General features: G+C 32.7%; 18 protein-coding genes and 1 pseudogene. 4 read left to right on the top strand and 15 right to left on the bottom strand.

Annotated elements, in window-relative coordinates; all coding sequences use genetic code 11:
• Window positions 1-53: 53 nt before the first annotated feature.
• The 3 genes from dnaE to V6251_RS06590 all read right to left on the bottom strand — a co-directional run bounded on the left by dnaE (window position 54) and on the right by V6251_RS06590 (window position 5,928).
• Window positions 54-4,445, bottom strand: coding sequence for a DNA polymerase III subunit alpha (dnaE, locus tag V6251_RS06600; RefSeq protein WP_341587510.1), 4,392 nt, complete (start codon window positions 4,443-4,445; stop codon window positions 54-56).
• A 149-nt stretch (window positions 4,446-4,594) separates the two neighbouring features.
• A complete protein-coding gene (locus V6251_RS06595) occupies window positions 4,595-5,044 on the bottom strand; it encodes a ferritin-like domain-containing protein (RefSeq protein WP_341587632.1) in 450 nt (149 codons plus the stop codon).
• A 191-nt stretch (window positions 5,045-5,235) separates the two neighbouring features.
• Window positions 5,236-5,928 carry a DUF6252 family protein gene (locus tag V6251_RS06590; protein WP_145004020.1) on the bottom strand — a complete coding sequence of 231 codons (693 nt, stop codon included), beginning with the start codon at window positions 5,926-5,928 and terminating at the stop codon, window positions 5,236-5,238.
• A gap of 143 nt (window positions 5,929-6,071) precedes the next feature.
• Between V6251_RS06590 and V6251_RS06585 the strand changes: the two genes are divergently transcribed.
• From V6251_RS06585 to V6251_RS06570, 4 genes are all read left to right on the top strand, one after another.
• Window positions 6,072-6,575 carry a 30S ribosomal protein S16 gene (locus V6251_RS06585; protein WP_145004023.1) on the top strand — a complete coding sequence of 168 codons (504 nt, stop codon included), beginning with the start codon at window positions 6,072-6,074 and terminating at the stop codon, window positions 6,573-6,575.
• Window positions 6,576-6,643: 68 nt separating this feature from the next.
• A complete protein-coding gene (gene rimM / locus V6251_RS06580; RefSeq protein WP_341587509.1) occupies window positions 6,644-7,174 on the top strand; it encodes a ribosome maturation factor RimM in 531 nt (176 codons plus the stop codon).
• Between the two features lie 75 nt (window positions 7,175-7,249).
• The gene (locus tag V6251_RS06575; protein ID WP_341587508.1) at window positions 7,250-7,963 is read left to right on the top strand and encodes a tRNA1(Val) (adenine(37)-N6)-methyltransferase; all 714 of its coding nucleotides are present in this window, start codon (window positions 7,250-7,252) and stop codon (window positions 7,961-7,963) included.
• Between the two features lie 274 nt (window positions 7,964-8,237).
• Window positions 8,238-9,416 (top strand): acyl-CoA dehydrogenase family protein, encoded by a 1,179-nt coding sequence (locus V6251_RS06570; RefSeq protein ID WP_341587507.1) that lies wholly within the window; start codon window positions 8,238-8,240, stop codon window positions 9,414-9,416.
• A 302-nt stretch (window positions 9,417-9,718) separates the two neighbouring features.
• Here the strand turns inward: V6251_RS06570 and V6251_RS06565 are convergent, their stop codons facing one another.
• The 12 genes and pseudogenes from V6251_RS06565 to V6251_RS06510 form a co-directional block, all read right to left on the bottom strand.
• Window positions 9,719-10,270, bottom strand: coding sequence for an outer membrane beta-barrel protein (locus tag V6251_RS06565; RefSeq protein WP_341587506.1), 552 nt, complete (start codon window positions 10,268-10,270; stop codon window positions 9,719-9,721).
• 89 nt (window positions 10,271-10,359) lie between these two features.
• Window positions 10,360-12,720, bottom strand: a complete 2,361-nt coding sequence (locus V6251_RS06560; protein ID WP_341587505.1) for a polysaccharide biosynthesis tyrosine autokinase — start codon at window positions 12,718-12,720, stop codon at window positions 10,360-10,362.
• A gap of 7 nt (window positions 12,721-12,727) precedes the next feature.
• The gene (locus V6251_RS06555) at window positions 12,728-13,477 is read right to left on the bottom strand and encodes a polysaccharide biosynthesis/export family protein (protein ID WP_341587504.1); all 750 of its coding nucleotides are present in this window, start codon (window positions 13,475-13,477) and stop codon (window positions 12,728-12,730) included.
• Between the two features lie 397 nt (window positions 13,478-13,874).
• Complete coding sequence (locus tag V6251_RS06550) at window positions 13,875-14,630, bottom strand: glycosyltransferase family 2 protein (protein WP_341587503.1); 756 nt, start codon at window positions 14,628-14,630, stop codon at window positions 13,875-13,877.
• Window positions 14,631-14,633: 3 nt separating this feature from the next.
• Window positions 14,634-15,581, bottom strand: a complete 948-nt coding sequence (locus V6251_RS06545) for a UDP-glucuronic acid decarboxylase family protein (RefSeq protein ID WP_341587502.1) — start codon at window positions 15,579-15,581, stop codon at window positions 14,634-14,636.
• Complete coding sequence (locus V6251_RS06540) at window positions 15,581-16,399, bottom strand: glycosyltransferase family 2 protein (RefSeq protein ID WP_341587501.1); 819 nt, start codon at window positions 16,397-16,399, stop codon at window positions 15,581-15,583. The genes V6251_RS06545 and V6251_RS06540 overlap by 1 nt, the downstream gene beginning before the upstream one ends.
• A 13-nt stretch (window positions 16,400-16,412) precedes the next feature.
• Window positions 16,413-16,532 (bottom strand): annotated as a pseudogene (locus V6251_RS15535) (type B chloramphenicol O-acetyltransferase); the annotation flags it as partial.
• A gap of 406 nt (window positions 16,533-16,938) precedes the next feature.
• Window positions 16,939-17,490, bottom strand: coding sequence for a putative colanic acid biosynthesis acetyltransferase (locus V6251_RS06530; RefSeq protein ID WP_341587499.1), 552 nt, complete (start codon window positions 17,488-17,490; stop codon window positions 16,939-16,941).
• A 99-nt stretch (window positions 17,491-17,589) separates the two neighbouring features.
• On the bottom strand, window positions 17,590-18,138 hold the full coding sequence (locus V6251_RS06525) for an acyltransferase (RefSeq protein WP_341587498.1): 549 nt from the start codon (window positions 18,136-18,138) through the stop codon (window positions 17,590-17,592).
• Window positions 18,110-19,228, bottom strand: coding sequence for a glycosyltransferase (locus tag V6251_RS06520; RefSeq protein ID WP_341587497.1), 1,119 nt, complete (start codon window positions 19,226-19,228; stop codon window positions 18,110-18,112). Before V6251_RS06520 ends, V6251_RS06525 begins: the two co-directional genes overlap by 29 nt.
• Complete coding sequence (locus V6251_RS06515; protein ID WP_341587496.1) at window positions 19,221-20,486, bottom strand: O-antigen ligase family protein; 1,266 nt, start codon at window positions 20,484-20,486, stop codon at window positions 19,221-19,223. The genes V6251_RS06520 and V6251_RS06515 overlap by 8 nt, the downstream gene beginning before the upstream one ends.
• Window position 20,487: 1 nt before the next feature.
• Window positions 20,488-21,798, bottom strand: a complete 1,311-nt coding sequence (locus V6251_RS06510; protein ID WP_341587495.1) for an oligosaccharide flippase family protein — start codon at window positions 21,796-21,798, stop codon at window positions 20,488-20,490.

Genomic DNA, 21,798 nt, shown 5'->3' with positions numbered 1-21,798 from the left:
ATTGGTTTGACTTATGTTAATGATTTTAAAACGTAAAACAAACCTTTATTTATTTACTGATTAATTAAAAAATGAATCTGTTGTTCTTGCAACTCATTAAGCAACTCATTAGTGACTTTAATTTTTTGTTTTCGACTAATCATAGTTAACTTAATTTTATCTCTATTATCATAAACTAAAAAGTTAAGCGCGTGATTACCTGGATGCATTGAGATTAATTCTTTTAAATAATGAATCTTTTCTGCCTCTAACTCTTTAATATTTAATTGAATTGATATTTTACGGACATTTTTTTCCATAACATCATGCAACAGCTGAAAGCTGTTAAACTGTAATCTTGGCTCACTTTTTTTACCTGTATCTCTATTCACCCATCCTTCTCTAACAAATGCTTTAACGTGTACAAATGTGTTTTGTAATAAAAAAGGTCGATGTTTTAAATACTCTTCTCCAAATACTCTAAATTCAAAAGAATCCGTATAATCTTCAATAGTAAATAGTGCCCAACCTTTACCTTGTTTACTAACACGATGTTGTACATCTGTTACTACTCCTCCAAAGGTAATTTCTTTGTTAACATGCGGATTAAGATCATGAAAATCAGAGATTTTACCATTACAAAACGATTTCATTTCTGTTCTAAAATCATCCAAAGGATGCCCAGAAATATAGACACCAACCACTTCACGCTCTCTGGATAATTTTTCCATTGTTCCCCAAGTGTCACACTCTGGGATTACAGGCTCTTCGATTTGCACATCACTCTCTCCTCCAAACAAACTGACTTGAGCTGAATTTTCGTTTTCTTGATGCTTAGCACCATATTTAATTGCTTTTTCTAAAAAGGTCAACTCACTACCATCTTTAAAAAAGTATTGTGCACGATGTGTGTCTCCCAACTCATCAAATCCACCTGCTAACGCTAAATTTTCAAATGCTTTTTTATTAGCTGCACGTAAATCTATACGTTTAGCTAAATCAAAGATTGACGTATATGGTCCATCTTCATTTCTATTATTAACAATAGTCATTACTGCACCATGTCCAACACCTTTGATGGCTCCCATACCAAATCGCACAGCGTTGTCTTTATTTACAGAAAATTTATAATAAGACTCGTTAACATCAGGACCAAGTACTGGTAACTTCATACGCTTACACTCGTCCATAAAAAAGGTCACCTGCTTAATATCATTCATGTTATTAGACAGTACAGCAGCCATATATTCTGCTGGATAATGCGCTTTTAAATATGCTGTTTGGTATGCAATCCAAGCATAACACGTCGAGTGGGATTTGTTAAAGGCGTAACTTGCAAATGCTTCCCAATCCTTCCAAATTTTTTCTAACTTTTTAGGATCATGTCCCTTTGCGCTGGCTTGCTCTACAAATTTTGGTTTCATTTTATCCAAAACCGCAATTTGTTTTTTACCCATTGCTTTACGCAAGACATCGGCTTCACCTTTTGTAAAGTCTGCCAACTTTTGTGACAAAAGCATTACTTGTTCTTGGTATACTGTAATTCCGTAGGTTTCTTTTAAGTACTCCTCCATTGCTGGTAAGTCATACTCAATATCCTCATCACCATGTTTTCTACGTACAAAACTTGGTATGTATTCCATTGGACCAGGTCTGTACAGTGCATTCATTGCAATTAAATCGTCAAAAACGGTAGGCTTAAGATCCTTTAAGTGTTTTTGCATTCCCGGAGATTCATATTGAAAAACACCAACCGTTTCTCCACGCTGGAACAACTCGTAAGTCTTGACATCATCTAAAGGAAAAGTGTCAGGATCTAAAACTATCCCATGTTTAGCCTTTACAATTTTAACGGTATCCTTAATTAAGGTTAACGTTTTTAATCCCAAGAAATCCATCTTAAGTAATCCAGCATCCTCTACTACAGAGTTATCAAATTGGGTTACATATAAGTCTGAATCTTTTGCTGTTGATACAGGTACAAACTTAGTAATATCATCTGGCGTAATAATTACACCACAAGCGTGAATCCCTGTATTTCTTACAGAACCTTCTAGGCTTCTAGCAAGATTTATTGTTTCGGCTTCTAAATTATCGCCTTCCGAAATATTAAAAAGCTCGTTTATTTTTTCTAAATCTTCCGCTCTAAATTTTTGACCCAATTCCTTTTCAGATAGTCCAAAAATCTTTTTCAATTTAGACATAGTAGGAATCAACTTTGCTATCCTATCTGCGTCAAAAAGTGGTAAATCTAATACACGTGCTGTATCTCTGATACTACTTTTAGCAGCCATAGTACCATAAGTAATAATTTGTGCAACTTGATTTGCACCATATTTATCTATTACATAATCCATGACACGTGAGCGACCTTCATCATCAAAATCGATATCAATATCTGGCATACTTACACGATCCGGATTTAGAAAACGCTCAAAAAGTAAGTTATATAGTAAAGGATCAATATTTGTAATCCATAAACAGTACGCTACTACAGAACCTGCAGCACTACCACGTCCAGGTCCTACCGAAACATCCATTTTTCGGGCTTCGCGTATAAAATCTTCTACAATTAAGAAATACCCAGGATACCCAGTATTTTCAATAACTGAAAGTTCAAAATCTAATCGTTCTATAACTTCCTCAGACAGTTCTTCTCCATAACGCTTTTTAGCTCCAACAAAGGTTAAATGCCTTAAAAAAGCATTTTCTCCTCGTTTTCCTCCATCTACCTCATCATCGACATGTTTAAACTCGTCGGGAATATCAAACGCTGGCAATAACACGTCTCTAGCAAGCTCAAATCCTTCAATTTTATCTACAACTTCTTGGATATTGGTAATCGCTTCAGGAATATCTCTAAATAAAGCCTTCATTTCTTCAGAGGACTTAAAGTAATACTCTTGATTTGGTAAACCGTAACGGTAACCACGACCTCTACCTATTGGTGTTGATTGTTTTTCGCCATCTTTAACACACAATAAAATATCGTGTGCATTAGCATCGCTTTGTTTTCCGTAATAGGTATTATTAGTTGCAACAAGCTTAATATTGTGTTGATTAGCAAACTTGATTAACGTTGGATTTACACGATTTTCGTCCTCTTGATCATGACGCATAAGCTCTATATACAAATCGTCTTGAAATAAGTCTTTCCACCAAAGCAACGCTTCTTCAGCTTGACTTTCTCCAACATTTAAAACCTTACTTGGCACCTCACCATATAAGTTTCCTGTTAGGCAGATTAAGTCTTCGCGATACTGCTCGATTAATTTTTTATCAATACGTGGTAAATAGTAAAAACCATCAACAAACGCATGCGATGATAGCTTAGCTAAATTGTGGTATCCGTTTTTATTTTTAGCAATTAGGACAATTTGATACCCATTATCCTTTCTACTTTTATCAGTATGATCTTCGCAAACAAAAAACTCGCATCCTAAAATCCCTTTTATTTCTTTGGCTTTAGGTGTTTCTCCTCTCGCTTCTGCTTCTGCATTTTTAGCTTTTATAGCTCTGTTATGACCGTTAATAGCCTTTACAAAATGGAAGGCTCCCATCATGTTTGCATGGTCTGTAAGTGCTACTGCAGGCATGTCCTGCTCAGCTGCCAAATCAACCAAATCAGTAATACTAATAGTAGATTGTAAAACTGAAAATTGCGAGTGATTATGTAAATGAACAAAATCTACAGATTGCAGATCTTTGATGTTTTCTTTAATTTCGGCAGAAGAAATCTCACTTGTATTCTGCTTTTGTAATTGCGCTTGGATTTTAGCACTTTCCTTTTTAAGGTTAATATGCTTTAATCCTATAAGCTGAATTGTTTGCGGATTTGCTTTATTGAAATGCTCAAAATACTCTGGCTGAACGTCTAATTGCTCTTTTGTATATTTTTTTAATCTTATTAACTCTAAAAAGCAACGTGTTGTTGCCTCAACATCTGCTGTTGCATTGTGCGCTTCTGCAAAAGGCTGATTAAATAAAAACTGATGCAACTCTGTTAAAGTTGGCAACTTAAATTTACCATAACGTCCACCTGGAATCTCGCATAACTCTGCAGTCTGCTCTGTACAAGTATCTAAAACCGGAAGTTCTTGCAATGGGTTTTCTACGCTTTCGCGAACAAATTCCGCTCCCATAATATTTAAATCAAACTTTACATTTTGACCGACTACATACTTGGTTTTACTAAGCGCAACATTAAATTTTTCTAAAACTTCAGATAACGGAATCCCTTGTTGTTGAGCTAATTCTGTAGATATACCATGAATTTTTTCAGCATCATAAGGTATATTAAAACCTTCTGGTTGTACTAAATAATCCTGATGCTCGATACAATTACCCATCTCATCATGTAATTGCCAAGCAATTTGAATACATCTAGGCCAATTATCTGTATCAGTAATTGGTGCATCCCAACGCTTAGGTAATCCTGTGGTTTCGGTATCAAATATTAAGTACATGCTGTGATTTCTTTGAAGTTTGTGCTGAAAAATACGAGCCTATAAAAGTACATAGAATTTATATTTTTATAAAGCGAATTAGCAAACAGTTGTAAACAAAAAAAGCCAACATGTAAATGCTGGCTTTTTTTTATAATATAATTATGCATTTATGAGATTAATTCTTCATGCACTTTTTCGGTATTAATTGCTGCTTGGATTGCATTTCTATGCTTAGCAATTAAGCTATCTATCGTTGGAGGCAAATTATTTTCTTTTAACAATTTATCATATTCCTCAAGACTGGCTTCCTCACCTTTAATTGCTTCTTCTAAGATTGCTTCTTCATTATTTGAAGTAAAGGTTGATTTTAAGCTCATCCAATTTCTGTGCATGGTTCCTTTAAAACTTCCAGAATCTTCAGGGATTTGTCCATATTGCAAGATTTCAGTTCTTAGTTCTTTTGCAAACGCGCTACGCTCTGAGGCACGTCTTTTAAAAAACATTTTTAATTCATTATTATCTACGTTATCAATTGCATTTAAATACCCTTTTTCGGCATCATAATTTTTAATTAATAATTCGTTTAACTTGTTTGAAATTTTTTCGCTGTAATTCATAATATCTTTGATCATTTAAATTTCAATATATTTTTTAAAGATGCATATTGTTTGACATCTACAATTACAATATAGCACAAATGACAGCTGTTGTCAAGCGATTTAACAGGGTTTGTGATAGCCTTAAGAGTATTTAACAAAAAAAAAGCCAACGCTAATGCGTTGGCTTAAATATTATCATTTAAAGGTGATTAATTAGTACAATCTCCTAAATCATCTATTAAATCTTGTATTGATCCATCTGTATCACCACATTGTTGCTTTTTATTCTCTAATGCAGTTTTATAAAAGTTACATACTTGCGGATAATCTGCAGACATAATATCTACTGCTTCGTAATTAGTTTGAGTGGTCAACGCTACTGCTGTTGCATTTTGGCAAGCCACTAAAGGATCTATCGATACTACGGTTCCGATGCTTAAAATTGGCACATTATAAAAATACCCTTTATTAAAGTTTTCTGTTTGTGTACCAGAACTATCAAATACGTTAAAAGTAAACGTTCCAGAAACGGTTCTTTCAATAATATTAAAATCAGAAATATTTATTTTACCATCTGCAGGATACACTTGTAAATCTGGGTCAGGCACGTTATTAGTTGAATAAAAATCACCAAACTCATTTTCATAAGTTGCAGATGATGTTGTATTACCTAAAAGGTATAAAGTCTCGGCAGTATCATTTGTTTTAAGTATTATAGTCTCTAAACCTCTAATACCAGTAATTGTTAAATTTCCTGAGCCATCAACATTAGCTCTATAGGTTGTTGCTTCCCATAACTCACCATCATTATATCCTATAAATGCAGGATTATTAAAGACTAAATCCTCACTACAAGATGTCAAGGTTAATAATACAACTAATAAAATTGTTATTTTTTTCATTATCGTTACTTTTATACAAGACCAAAAATAGAATAATTTATTTTATTTGACAGAATTACTTTAAAAAGTTGAAAATTAAAAAAATATAGTATCTTTGCAGCTTATTAATAATAGAGGTCGCGTACCTTACAAATTAATTATTTATGCCAGTAAAAATTAGATTACAAAGACACGGTAAAAAAGGAAAACCTTATTACTGGATCGTAGCAGCAGATGCTAGAGCAAAAAGAGATGGTAAATACCTAGAAAAATTAGGTGCTTACAATCCAAACACAAACCCAGCAACTATCGAAATAAACGTTGATGGCGCTGTACAATGGTTACAGAATGGTGCACAACCAACTGACACAGCAAAAGCAATTTTGTCTTACAAAGGTGTTATGCTTAAAAACCATTTAGCAGGTGGTGTTAGAAAAGGTGCTTTAACAGAAGAGCAAGCTGAAGCAAAGTTTACAGCTTGGTTAGATGAAAAAGCAAGTAAAGTAGAAGCTAAAAAAGACGGTTTATCAAAAGCGCAAGCTGATGCTAAAACTAAAGCTTTTGAAGCAGAAAAAGCAGCTAATGAAGCTAGAATTGCAGCTAACGCTCCAGTTGTAGAAGAAGCTCCTGCTGAAGATGCAAAAGCATCTAACGAAGAAGAAGAATAAAAATTATTTTTTATACTTTTAAACTCCGATAATTTTTATCGGAGTTTTTTATGCAAAAAACTTTTGTTATGGATATTAAAGACTGTTTCTTTTTAGGTAAAATTGTTAAAAAATATAGTTTTAAAGGCGAGCTCCTTATAAAACTAGATACTGATGAGCCTGGACTTTATGAAAACTTATACTCTATGTTAATAGATTTACGTGGTTCATTGGTTCCGTTTTTTGTTGAAAGCTCTCAATTACATAAATCTGAATTACTTCGTGTAAAATTTGAAGATGTCGATACCGAAGCTGATGCTGATAGTTTAATTAAAAGCAACATATACTTACCGCTAAGTTTTTTACCAGAACTAGAAGACGATAAATTTTATTTTCATGAAATTATAGGCTTTAAAGTTGAAGACAAAACCTTTGGAACTGTTGGCATTATAAAAGCCGTTAATGACAGCACAGCACAATCGTTATTTGAAATTGACAGAGATGGTATTGAGATTTTAATCCCAATGAATGATGAGTTTATTTCTAAAGTGGATAAACCAAACAAAACTATTTTTGTAGATACTCCAGAAGGCTTGATTGACTTATATTTAGAAGATTAATTTTTTTGTGCTGAATTTATTTCAATATCACATCCAAAACTAAAGAGATCCTCAATACATTTAGGATAACGTCATATGAGCAAGCCTTTTAAATTTAAACAATTTACTGTACAACAAGATCAATGTGCCATGAAAATTGGGACTGATAGCGTTTTACTTGGTGCTTGGTCACCTTTAGACACCAATCCTTTTGCCATTTTAGATATTGGTGCAGGCACAGGAATTTTAGCTTTAATGCTAGCGCAACGTAGCAACGCACAAGTAATTGATGCTTTAGAAATAGATGAACATGCCTACGAGCAATGTGTGGAAAATTTTGAAACTTCACCTTGGGCTGATCGCTTATTTTGTTATCATGCCGATTTAGCTGAATTTACTGAAGAAATTGAGGACAAATACGATTTAATTACCTCCAATCCTCCGTTTTACGCTGAGGATTATAAATCTGACAATACACAACGTGACTTAGCACGTTTTACAGATGCTTTACCGTTTGATCATTTAGTTGCTTGTACTGCTCAACTATTGTCTGAAACTGGTATTTTTACGGTTGTTATTCCTTTTAAAGAAGAGGCTCACTTTATAGACCTAGCGTCTAAAGTTAATTTGTTTCCTAATAACATTTTACATGTTAAAGGCACGCCTACTTCGGATGTTAAAAGAAGCTTGCTAGCCTTTTCTTTCCGCGAAAGCGAAATTAAAACCGAGACCTTGGTTATTGAAACCACAAGACATCAATATACTGATGATTATATTGCGTTAACTAAAGATTTTTATCTTAAAATGTAATTGGGTTTGGTGGCTTATTAGAGACCCTTCGACTGCGCTCAGGGTGACATTGGTTTTGCTAATTGTGACATTGGTTTGATACTATTGGGTTTGATTTGTTACTATAAGGATTTATGCTAAAATGCTAAATATGTTATTATATGCGAGTAAATAAAAGAATTCGTAAAAATTTGCCTTAATTTTTGATATAATATTGTGTTCTGAAAACGATTTCGTTATTTTTGTGATTGAAACAATAAGCTACACGAATAGTTTATTTTTAATACAGACTTAAATGAAACCAGATTTATTTGAAGCGCCAGATTACTATAATCTTGACGAACTTTTAACTGAAGAACATAAATTAGTACGTGATGCTGCTCGTGAATGGGTTAAGCGTGACGTCTCTCCTATTATTGAGGAGTATGCTCAAAAAGCAGAATTCCCGAAGCAAATTGTTAAAGGATTAGCAGATATTGGTGCTTTTGGACCTTATATTCCTGTGGAATATGGTGGTGCAGGTTTAGACCAGATTGCTTATGGTTTAATTATGCAAGAGATAGAACGTGGTGACTCTGGTGTACGTAGTACTGCCTCAGTACAATCGTCGTTAGTAATGTATCCTATTTGGAAATATGGTAACGAGGCACAACGCCAAAAATACTTACCAAAATTAGCTAGTGGAGAATGGATTGGAAGTTTTGGTTTAACTGAGCCTGACCATGGAAGTAATCCTGGAGGCATGGTTACCAACTTTAAAGATATGGGAGACCATTACCTATTAAATGGTGCAAAAATGTGGATTTCAAATTCGCCATTTTGTAACATCGCTGTAGTTTGGGCTAAAAATGAAGCAGGACGTATCCATGGTTTAATTGTAGAACGTGGCATGGAAGGCTTTACAACTCCTGAAACACATAACAAATGGTCCCTTCGTGCGTCTGCAACAGGCGAGCTTATTTTTGACAACGTTAAAGTACCAAAAGAAAACTTATTACCAAACAAATCTGGATTAGGTGCACCATTAGGTTGCTTAGATTCGGCACGTTTTGGTATTGCTTGGGGAGCGATTGGAGCAGCAATGGATTGCTACGATACCGCTTTAAGATATAGTAAAGAACGTATGCAATTTGGTAAGCCTATTGGACAATTCCAATTACAACAAAAGAAGCTTGCGGAAATGATTACCGAAATTACCAAAGCTCAATTATTAGCTTGGCGATTAGGTGTTATGCGTGAAAATGGTACTGCTACCTCAGCACAAATATCTATGGCGAAACGTAATAATGTAGATATGGCTTTAAAAATTGCTAGAGATGCTAGACAAATGTTAGGTGGTATGGGAATTAGTGGCGAGTACAGCATTATGAGACATATGATGAATCTTGAAAGTGTTGTTACTTATGAAGGTACACATGATATCCATTTATTAATTACTGGATTAGATGTGACTGGATTAAATGCTTTTAAATAAATTGTAGTAATAAGTGGTTAGTCAGTAGATAATAGAAAATAGCATTACTTTCGTTTTTGTTGTTTTCTGTTTGATTAACCTTTCATACTTTTAATTATATATAAAAAAAAGCACGTCGTTAAGACGTGCTTTTTTTGTTTTATACTCTACCTTTTTTGCTGTTACTTTTGGTTTTGTGATCCTGTTACTTTTGCTTTTGCTTTTGCTTTTATAGTTTCTCTTTCTGTTGCTTTTGGTTGTGATTGTGGTAGTGCCTTTACTGTCTTTGTTATTTAGATACTATATAGGCTTATTTATTTCACTTAAAACCCATCTGTAAATCGCCAGATGACACCAATATTACATTGGTAATAGCTACCCACTTCTGGACTGTTATTTTTAACTGCAACGTTGGCACGTCCTGAGATATTAATAGCCATTTTAGGAAGCAGCCAATAACTAATACCTAAACCTGGACCAACTATAAGTGCGTCTGTATTAGCGTACGTATATTTTCCTGCTGCTAAAAACACGTATAACTCCTTGTAATCTCTTGCTGTATTTGGGATAATATAATAATTAACATCTGCTTGTACTGCAAACAAACTCGCATTGGATTTGGGTGTTTTTAACGTATTTGTGGACACATTAACACCAACACTCCAATTAGGATTTAACTGGTAGTCTACGCCTAAATTAAAAGGCGTTGCAAAGTCTAACTTGTCTATTGCCCAAGGTAACCTGCTGTATGGATAGTTATTAATAATGTTGACACCCAACGCTAGCTTTACGTGTGGTTTGTCTTGCGCTACAGCTTTGTACATGACTAATGTACTAGCTACAGCAATGTGTAGTAATAGCGATTTAATATTCATCAAGTTACTATTTTAACTTAGTTACTATATTGCGCTATTAATAGTTTAGGGAGTTACTTTACAAACCTTTTTAAGGCGATATTATTGTTCTATTTTTTAAACTGATACCATTTTTTCTTAACCGTTTCGGCATGATAACCATAACCATAGCCATAATTATAACCATAACCATACGACCCTTTAAAATCAATATCGTTAATGATATAACCCATGTTTTTAATCTTTTTCTGGTCTACTAATTTTTTAGAATATTCAATTAATGGTTTTTCTGTCACACCAGATCTCACCACATAAGCTGTATAATCAATCCCATCCATAAACGTTAGCGTATCTGCTACTAATAAGGTTGGTGCTGTATCTACAATAATATAATCATACTGTGCTTTTGCTTCGTTTAAAAACGCTTTAAAATGAACACTTGATAATAAAACCGTTGGCATTGGCGGAATTGGTCCTGACAATAGTAAATCAAATTGATTACTATTAGCATCCATATGGACTAAAGTCTCTTGCCAATTATTGGTTTGATTACTTAAATAATTAGATAATCCAGCTTTCTCTTTAGAGCTTCCAATTAAGGTGTGTAATTGAGGATTACGCAAATCTGCACCAACTAACAAGACTTTCTTTTTTAAATGAAAATAGGTTTGTGCGATATTAAATGCCACTGTTGTTTTCCCTTCGCCTTTAACCGAAGACGTTACTGCAATAACCTGACCTTGATTTGACACTGTGTTATGCAACGTAAAGTTTAGGTTATGGATTAAGGTTCTAAAGGCTTCCTCAGTTTGTGTGTTTCCTGAGGTTAATTTTATGGCTTGTTTAGCATTAGGAATTACCGGAATCTCACCAACAATTGCAGTATTAGGATTAATATTTTCAACATCTTTACTCGTGTAAATTTTAGTATTGGTTAAAAACTTTAAATACAAAATACCGATTGGTAGTCCTAAACCTAGCAACAATGCAGCTAACAGTACTATTTTACGTTTTGGTGCTACAGGAATCGAGTTGGTAATCGCGTAATCTATCACTTTTACATTAGCTGCAGTTACAGCCATAGTAATTGCTGCTTCTTCGCGTTTTTGTAATAATAGTAAGTATAGGTTTTCTTTTAGGATTTGTTGACGCTCTATGCTACGTAATATTTTTTCTTTACTCGGTAAGGTTTTAAAAGACTGTTGCGCTAAGCCTTGTGCACGTTTATTTTGCGATAAGGACTGTTGCAATTGGGTTTTATAACCAGATAACGAGCGTTGTATGTTGTTATTTAAATCTGTAATAGACGCTTTTAAAATCTTAACCCTTGGGTTATTGTCTCCTGCTGTGGCTTTCCATTTGTTATATTCTAACACTGCAGCATTATAATCGCTAACCAAAGTATTTACTGCACCACTATTTAAACCAATATTAGCTGGTAATAATTTTATGTCTTGGTTACTTGTTATGCTTTTGTCCAACACATCTGCTAACAGTAATTGCGTTTCGGCTTCAAAAAGTTGTTCGTCTTTAATTGATTTTTTCTGAATCACAGATGCTGCATCTGCCTCAAAAATACTTAGGTTATTGTTTTGTTTGTAGCTGCCTTTTGCGACTTCAATCGAGTCCAACTCGGTAGTTAGATACGTAAACCTTTCGTCAATAAACGCGATAGTACGTTTAGACACTTCCTGTCTGTCTGTAATACCATCCTGTGTATAGACTTCTATTAAAGTATTTAAAACCTGTTGTGCTTTTTGCTTACTTGGATCTTCAAGACTTAATATTAAAATATCACTATCCTTTCCATCAGGTGCAATTTTTATGGCTTCCAATAAGTTTTGAGTCGCTTGTGTTTGACTACTAATTTTAACCTCGTACACTGGATTATCATTAGCTACTAAACTTTGTGCATTTGCAGGCTGAATGGTAAACGGAAAATCAACCGTTGGCTTTTCAAAATAGAAGTTTGGGACTTGTAAGGTTGCTTCGGTTTCCAGGTTTACTAATTTATAACCTTTATCCTGAAGTGTAATTTGAAAATCTAATTCGGCATCTGGTTTTGCTAATTCTGGTTCAAACACCACTTTAAAAGGTGCGTTAAAGACTTCGGATTTATTGACACGACCAGACTGAAAATATTGCACCTGTAAATTTAATTGATTAACCACCTGTCGGTTTAATCTAAAGGATTGCAATACTGCACGTTCGTTTTCAAGGTTAACGTTTCCTTTACCTAATAATTTATCTAAGTCTAGGTTTAAGGCAGTCGATTCTTTTTCAGTTAATACCTTAATTTTTGCAGCAGTTTTGTAGCTATCAGGTGTGTAACGTAAATATAAAAAGGCTATAATTAAGGCTATTATTCCGCTTAAAGCGATCCAATACCAATAGGCTAAATACTTATTAGCAATCCCTTTTAAGTCTATTTGCTGATCCTGTGTGTCTTGTTGCTCTAGGTAATTATCCATAGTCTTTTTATCTAGTCAATAAAATTATAGCACTTAGGGTTACCGATGCAATTGCTACTATTGTTGTTACATTACCTACGTAACCTGCTGTTTTTACTTTAGCACGATTAGGTTGTACCACTAACACGTCGTTAGGTTTTAGTCTGTATTCTGGATTGTCCATCCAATTGGTGGTGGTCAAATCTATGTGTGTAATTTTACGTGTTGCGTCCACCTCTCTGATTAACAAAATATCGTTACGCTTTCCGTTTATGGTTAAATCGCCAGCATAGCCTAAGGCTTGAGGTACACTAATGTACTGCTCAGTAAAACTAAAGGTTCCAGGACGTTGGACTTCACCTAAAACAGTCACTTTAGCATTAAGCAATCTAACGGTTACAATAGGATTAATTAGGTGACCACCATTTTCTAGTTGTGCCACAATTTGGTTTTCTAGTTGCGAGTTGGTAAGCTGTGTGGCTTTAATTTTACCTAACACTGGCAAGGCTATAAACCCTTCCGGATTTACTAAATACCCTTGCAGTTTTAATAAATCCACACTCATATTTGTAGCAGCTGCATTTGCATTTTTATTATACGGAATGGCTGCTTCTGGTATGGCAGCACTTATAGTTACTGCTAATATATCGTTAGGCTGAATGGTGTTTTCTTGATACTGTACGTTAGTTTGGTTATATTGGTTAGCGTCCTGAAAGTATAAAATTTCTTTATTACTCACACAGCTGCTTAATGACAAAGCCAAAACTACTATTGTCATGACTTTTACGATGTGCTGTTTTAATTTGGGTTGCATACTTATGATTACTATTAGCGATTATTATCTATACCACTACTGGTTAGGTAGTTGTTTTTAAACGTCTAATCTTTATGATGCGTGACGTTTTGTATTAGTTATTTTGTTTAATGTGTCAAAAATAGCACAAAATTATAAACTACCACTTTTTAGTGGATTAAAAGCATGTCTTTTACGTATTTAAAATGGCTAATTTTTACACCTTTTTTGGCCTATATTTTTAATACACTATCCATACACTATCTATACCTTTGCTATACCGTTACTATACCTATGCTATAGGGCTACTTTTTTGACCCTTTTTGGTTGCGCTATTTGGGTTGTTGTTTTTTGTTATTTAGTCTCACTATATAGCTTAACATTATTTAAAAAACTGATTGACTTTAGACAGGTTTTTAAACACAATAGTGTACCATCCACCAACTTTATTGGCTGTTACTGCTTTGTAGTCTTCTTTAGATTTAATAATAATATTTTTTAAACTACGGTTGCTTGCTCCACCAGCTCTCATTTTGGTAATCACTTCTGGTAAATAGCCAAAGGTGTAGCTTTGGTCTTTAAAGACGCGTAAAATAAAATCATAATCTGCAGCAATTTTATATTTTAAGTTAAAATGACCTTGTTTAGCATACACATCGCGTTTTAAAAATAAGGTAGGATGTGCTGGCATCCATCCTTTTTTAAGTAAGCTGGATTTAAATTGTTGACTTTGCCAATGTCTAATCACTTTATCTGTATTGGTTTGCGTGACATATTGCAAATCACCATACACACCATCTAACTTTTGCGTGTTAAACGTGTTTACAATATTTTGAATGGTATTAGGATTAGCCAACATATCATCCGAATGTACAAAACCAATCACATCTCCTGTTGCCAACGCAATCCCTTTATTTAAGGCATCATAAATCCCTTTATCAGCTTCTGATTGAATGACAATATTAGCCTGAGGCGATTTACTTTTAATGTGTTGTGCCATTTCTAGTGTGTTATCTGTGGACTGACCATCGATAATAACATACTCGATATTTGGATAGGTTTGTTGCAGTACAGACTCCATACAACTTACTATTGTTGCGACGCTGTTGTATGTAGCTGTTATGATTGAAATTTTCATTGGTTATAAGCCTTTAGCCAGTTGAGTTTTAAAATACGCTATGGTTTTAGTCAACCCATCTTCCAACTGTATATTTGGTTCCCAACCATTTAATTTTGCTTTAGCCAAGCTAATATCTGGTTGACGTTGTTTTGGGTCGTCTTGAGGTAAAGGCATAAAGATTAATTTTGATTTAGAATTAGTTAATCGTATAATCGTTTCTGCCAGCTCTAACATGGTAAACTCGTTTGGATTACCTAAGTTAACAGGACCTAAAAAATCAGGACCAGAATTCATCATTCTAATCATACCTTCTACTAAATCGTCTACGTATTGAAACGAACGTGTTTGTAAACCATCGCCAAAGATTGTAATATCCTGACCTTGTAACGCTTGCATAATAAAATTAGACACGACACGACCATCACTAGGATTCATGTTTGGACCATACGTATTAAAAATACGAATGATTTTTATAGCGACTTGATTTTGCAAATGGTAATCCATAAATAAGGTTTCTGCACAACGCTTCCCTTCATCGTAGCATGATCTAATCCCAATTGGATTTACATGTCCCCAATAATCTTCTGTTTGTGGATGCACTTTTGGGTCACCATATACCTCACTTGTACTAGCTTGCAATACTTTTGCATTAACACGTTTAGCCAAACCTAGCACGTTTACAGCACCAAGGACAGAGGTTTTAATTGTTTTAATTGGATTGTATTGATAATGTACAGGAGACGCAGGACAAGCCAAATTATAGATTTCATCCACCTCAGCAAAATAAGGATGAGTCACATCGTGACGTACTAACTCAAAATAAGGATTATCTAAAAGGTGCACTATATTTTGTTTGGCTCCAGTAAAATAATTATCCAAACAGATAACATCATTCCCTTCTTTTAATAAGCGTTCACACAAATGCGAGCCAACAAATCCAGCTCCACCAGTAATTAAAATACGTTTCATTATTTATGTTTTTGTTCTATTATTTTTGTTTGAATTTGAAAAAAGTAATTGGCTTTATATTTAGCTAATCGATAACCAGCTACACCATCTAAAAACCCTAATTTAAGCACATAAGAACCCGTAAAATATACCATTGGTAATAATCCACTATTAATTACTTTATATTTAATTTTTTGACGAGATGTCAAATTTTTAAAGCCTGTTTTTTTAAGAAACAAATAGCGCTTTGCTTCCCATGATGAATACGCGTTGTGTCTTGCTATGTAATGTTCTAAACCTTTGTAATCTTTATGAATAATTGGACTTGATATTGCACCTATTTGCCCATCAATAATTGGATGTTCATGCACTTCCATATCTAAATGGCTCCAGGAATCTTCCTCGATACGCTCGTATGCTCCAGTATTCTTTTTAAACAAGGCTAATTTTTTCATTTTATCACCATGTTTAAGCTCTTTACCCATAAAATAATTATTGTAACATAACCAAAACCCACTATAATTTGTTTGTTTGGTTTTAGTCTCTATTTCATTAATAAATGGTTGCGTCAAAAACTCGTCTGCGTCTAAAAATAATATCCAATCATTTTGAAGTGGTACGTTACGCAACGTCCAATTCCTTTTTTTAGGAAATTTACCATCCCAATTAAAGTCAACTATTTTATAACCAAATTGCTTAACGATATCTGGAGTACTATCTGTACTTTGAGAATCCACGACAATAACCTCTGAAAATTGATTTAATTTTTCAAGACAATGCGGTAAATTTAACTCCTCATTTTTAACCGAAACGACAACTGTAATAGGTATTTTAGACATACTATTTTATTTCTCTTTGTTTAATAAACTTTGCAGGATTACCTCCAACTATGGTAAATGCAGCTACACTTTTAGTTACTACCGAATTAGCACCAATAACAGCAAAGTCATTAATCGTGACGCCAGGTAAAATATTAGCTCGAGTTGAAAGCCAAACACAATCCTTAATAACAATAGGCATTGTAATTAAATCAAAATTTAAAGAATTTAATTTATGACTTCCTGTCAAAAGAAAAACATGTTTACTTATACAGCATTTCTCACCGATAGTTATTTTATCCAAGCAATATGTCCAACTATTAGCTTTCAAACTAGAAAGTGGACCCATTTTCAGATTCCATGGATGGTCTATAATTGCATGACGATCTAGAGAACATGTCCAATCTACATCAGCTCCAAAAAGTCTAATTAACCACACTCTGTATTTTCTACAAAAAAATGGGCTATACTTAAAAAATGTTTTATTAATTATTTGCCACAATTTAACTTTAAGCTTAGTCTTTAAAGAAAATGGATCTGATTGTATTGGATTATAATTTTTAGTGTTCATTTATTATTCTTTTTTTAATGAATTGCGCTGGATTCCCTCCAACAATAGACCAGTCATCCACATTTTTAAAGACACTAGACCTTGCTCCAACCACAGCTCCTTCTCCAATAGTAACACCCATCATTATAAAACACTCTGCTGCAACCCAGGCAAAATCCTGAATTACTATAGCTTTAGATATAAATGGAACACTAATAGAACTAACTTCATGAGAACCAGTGCATAAATAACTCCCTTGAGAAATTGTAACTTTAGAGCCAATTATTGTTTTTCCAATATGAAATTTAACGTTTGGACCAATACAGGTCTCTTTACCTATTTCCAAATTCCAAGGTGCTAAAATCTTTGCACTAGCATATACGATAGATCCTACACCTATCTTAGCACCAAAGATTTTTAAAATAAGATTACGCCACTTTATAAACATCCGTCCAGAAAAAGGCCTAAATAAAAGACAATAAAAAACAAACCAAATTTTTCGGCTTATTTTATTCTTTAACGTTATGTTATCCTTATATTTTTCAATTTCTATATTACTCATCCTACAACTATAAAATCTGGTTTGTTAGTTTTATTTAAAATCCAATCATACAATGCTAACATTTGTTTTGCAACAGCTTGCATGCTATATTTTGTTTAATTATTTACACAGTTGTGCGAATGTAAAACCATTTTCCAAGAGTGTTTTATTTAACATATCAGCGTGAATTTTTAAATCTTCTAGATTATTGAATCTATCCTTTATTTTAACCGCTGGCACACCACCATAAACAGCAAAAGCTTCAACATTTTTAGTTACAACTGAACCCATTGCAATTATGGCTCCATCACCTATTGTTACACCTGCTTTTACCTTTGTGTATGCACCAATCCAAACATCTTTGCCTATAATGGTATTATTTAATACGCCTCTACCAGAAAAGATAATTGGCATACCAACTGTATCAAACTTATGATCACCACCAATTATACTAACATTATTAGCCAACATTGTATAATCACCAATTGTCACTTTAGGATATATTAAACAATTAGGACCAATATATGCATAAGCTCCTGCAATTAAATCTTTGGAAACTTTAGATGTACCACCTAAATAAAATGTATTATGTACATTTTTTAAACCTAGTTTTTTACGTAAACAATACATACGTACTGCTCTATACTGCTTTCTTAACATCTCCTTCATCTAATATTTTTTTTATAACCTCTAATTGGAAATTGGGATTAAAATAATCATCAATCATATTATAACAATTAACTCGTACTTGTTCTCTATTATTATTCTTAAGCCAAAGGTTTATTTTATTAACTAAATCATTAAAATCATTGTATTTAAAAAAATCACCTGTCACACCTTGCTTTATAGCTTCAAATTCTGGCATTTGCATTGCAAAATTATCATGCGTAATTACAGGTGTACCATACGTCATTGTATGAATAGCAGTCAAGCCTACATTACCAGGTGACACACATAAGTCTGCGTTATAAATTAACTCTCCTATTTTTACTTCATCATAACAAGCACCATAAAACCAAACCTGATTATCTATATTTAATTTTTTACTCAAATTAACCAATTCATCTTTTAAAACACCATCACCAATTAAAACGACATTTACAGAAACACCGTTATTATTGATATTTGAGACTGCCTCTAAAAGTTTATTAAGTTGTTTTACCTTAGTTAAACGTCCAATAAAAACAAGGACTGGATTTGAGTTTTTAAAATAAGATTGGTAAACATTAGTGGGTATTAATTGATTACGAATCTCCAATTGCTTATTATAAAATAACGAGTTATAAATAACATGTAAATTATTGGTATCAAAGCCTTCTTTTATCATTAAATCCTTGGCATAATTACCATAAAGTAAAATACCATTGCTTAATTTAAAGAATGTTTTTTTTATAAAACGTTTTAATACACTTTCATTACCATACCATCCATGCGTCCATAAAAACACTTTTTTATTAGAAAATTTAGCTAAAATTAAAATTAACCACGTACTAATATTATAGTATTCTCCTAACAAAATATAGTTATCATACTTTTTAAACAGTAACCTAACAGCACCTTTTTGAAAATAAACACCTTTAAAAATCTGTATGTTTTTTAATTCATTTTTATAATTGGCTAATTCATTATAATCAAGCTTCTTTACATCAGCCATTTTATCACCAAAATAGGAGTCTATATTAAGTTTAACATCTAATAATTTGAATACACCTATCCTGTAGTGTTGTGCATAGTTATATATAAGACACGTTTTATTCATACTTTGACAATCGTTTCATATTATTAATATTGTAAATAGAAATTAGGGTCAATGTAACCCAGAATTCTGTACTATTGTATAATCCGCCTGAAGACATACCAAACATCAAAAAAACTGCAAATAAGATTAAAACTGGTAAAGCATTAATATTATATCTTAAAATACTTTTATACTTTAATAGATTACTAATTATAAGATAGCCAAACAAAAAACCTCCAATTATTCCCAAAGCCATAAAAGACTCTAGAATTAAATTGTGTGGATAAATCCAAAGGTGCTTATCAAAAATTTGATCTCCCAAAAAAGGATTATCAATAAATTGATTTATAGCTGAATTCCAATGTTTCGATCTACCTGTTTCTAAATTATTATTTGAATCAAAACTATTAAGCCTATCTAACACACCAATACTTTCACTAAAAGCTTGATAAGTAAAAAACAATAAATATCCTGATAATAACACAACCATGATTTGACTCAAAATTTTATTAGTATTTAGTCTATTAACATAAAGAAAAAATAAATAACTAAAAAACAATATAATTATGGTAGACAAAAGTGGACCTCGAGAACCACCTAAAACTATTAATATTAAACCTAATGGAATAGAAAGATATTTGATTAAAAAATTATTTTTTGATTTCAGAAGAAAAACTTTAGCTATAAAAAGTACAATTAACAATGCACCACAACGTGAAACTAAAATAGGGTTTAACGGACTACCATTAGTGAGATTCTCTCCTAATTCATCTGACATATATAAATGTCTTTGCGTTGCAATCTTAGTTATATTTAATCCAAATATTTTATACAATCCAAAAACTACTAAAACACCTTGCAAAAAAGAAGCTTTTAGAAACGTATTACTCAACTTACTATAATTAATATATTTAGCATTTACAATTATAGCTAAAATTGGAAATAGAATACCACCAAAAGCAAACAAGTATATTGAATATTCTGACTTATAGTGGGTCGTATTTAAATATAACTGCCTAAAAGACAAATCATAAATCAACCGCACACTATACATTATCCAAAAAAAGATTAGTAATTTAGATTGTAAGCTAACTTGTTTTTTAATTTTAATAGCATTAGCTATTAACAGTATTGCACTCACTAAGATTAAAGCTCTAAAAACAATAGAACCTATACTAGTAGAGAAGCCCATAAACAAATTAAGCACTACTACCATTGGAAATCCAAAAATGTTTGCTACAATAAAATAATTAATAAGTTTTGAAATATTAATCTGCATCTTAAATTAATCTAGCTTTAATATTAGGTCTTAAAACTTTATGAAACACAAAGGATATACAAATTAAAAATAAGACTTGAATAATAACAGTACTCATTACTAATGCAATAGCTCCAGTATAATAATTTTGGATAATTAAAACATAAGCAAACCCAATGATACCACAATCCCTAAATAAGCGCATAACCAACATTAACCAATTCTTTCCTAACGACATATAAGCTTGGGTATACACATTAGATAAACTTATAAAAACAACCGCAAGAAGTGATATAGTTAAGACGGACTCTAAGTCTTTACCATAACTTTCACCATAAAAACTAGTTACGAATCCTCTAAGAAAATAAATTATTAAAAAAGGAATAAAGGTTGCTAAAAAATTAATGGTTAATGTTTGTTTTAGAATTTTTTTATGTTCGTTTTGGTTATTAGATACACCAGACAAATGTGTCAAAATAACATTACGTAAAATACCAGGAATGAATAACAATATGACACTCCACTGTATAGCTGCTGAGTACAATCCAACTTGACCAAAATCGCTCAATTTTAATAACATTAAAATCATTAACCAAGAAGTTAGTGCGTACAAGCCTTCTTGCAAAGCTACAGGAATTGAAAACTGTATGATTTGCTTTAAAAAGGTTTTATCTTTTACAAATTCTTGATTTTTAGGTAGGTACTTTTGGACTTCGATATAATTAAGTAACCAGTTTAATATTTGTGTACTTAACAACGCTAATAAGGCACCATTAAGACTCCAAACATAGGTAAAAATGACACTAGTTATAAAAGCAAAAACACCAACATAAGTACTTATACGTGCCATAGGTTTAAAGGCATTAAAACCTGACAGTATTCCTATTTGTGCTGTAGTTAATGCATTAAATACAATCCAAACAGACACAAACCTTAAAGGCGTAGTTAAATGTGGTGCTTCTAAAACATCTGATGCAATATAGTTTGCAAAAAGCAACAACGCAATTGCTAAAACCGTACTAACTACAAACGAAATTTTCATTGAAAACTTAGTAATAGTATTTAACAGTTCTGGTTTTTCATTTTTATACTGTGCAATATATTTAGTTGCTGTATAACCTAAGCCAAGTGTTGAAAAGATTGCTAAATTGGTTAATGTGGATTTAATTGTACCATATTCACCATATAAATCTTTCTGTAAAAAACGAGCCACTAAAATAGCACCTAAAAGCGACATTCCTTTGGCAATTACATTACCTAACAATGCCCAAAACGAATCTTTAATAAAGTCGTTTTGTTTTAAGCCTAATACTATATTTGTTAGTTTGCTCAT

Origin of the sequence: Olleya sp. Ti.3.14 (assembly GCF_038154885.1) — a bacterium.
In the GTDB taxonomy this organism is placed as follows: domain Bacteria; phylum Bacteroidota; class Bacteroidia; order Flavobacteriales; family Flavobacteriaceae; genus Olleya.
This window is presented reverse-complemented; position numbering and strand designations above follow the sequence as displayed.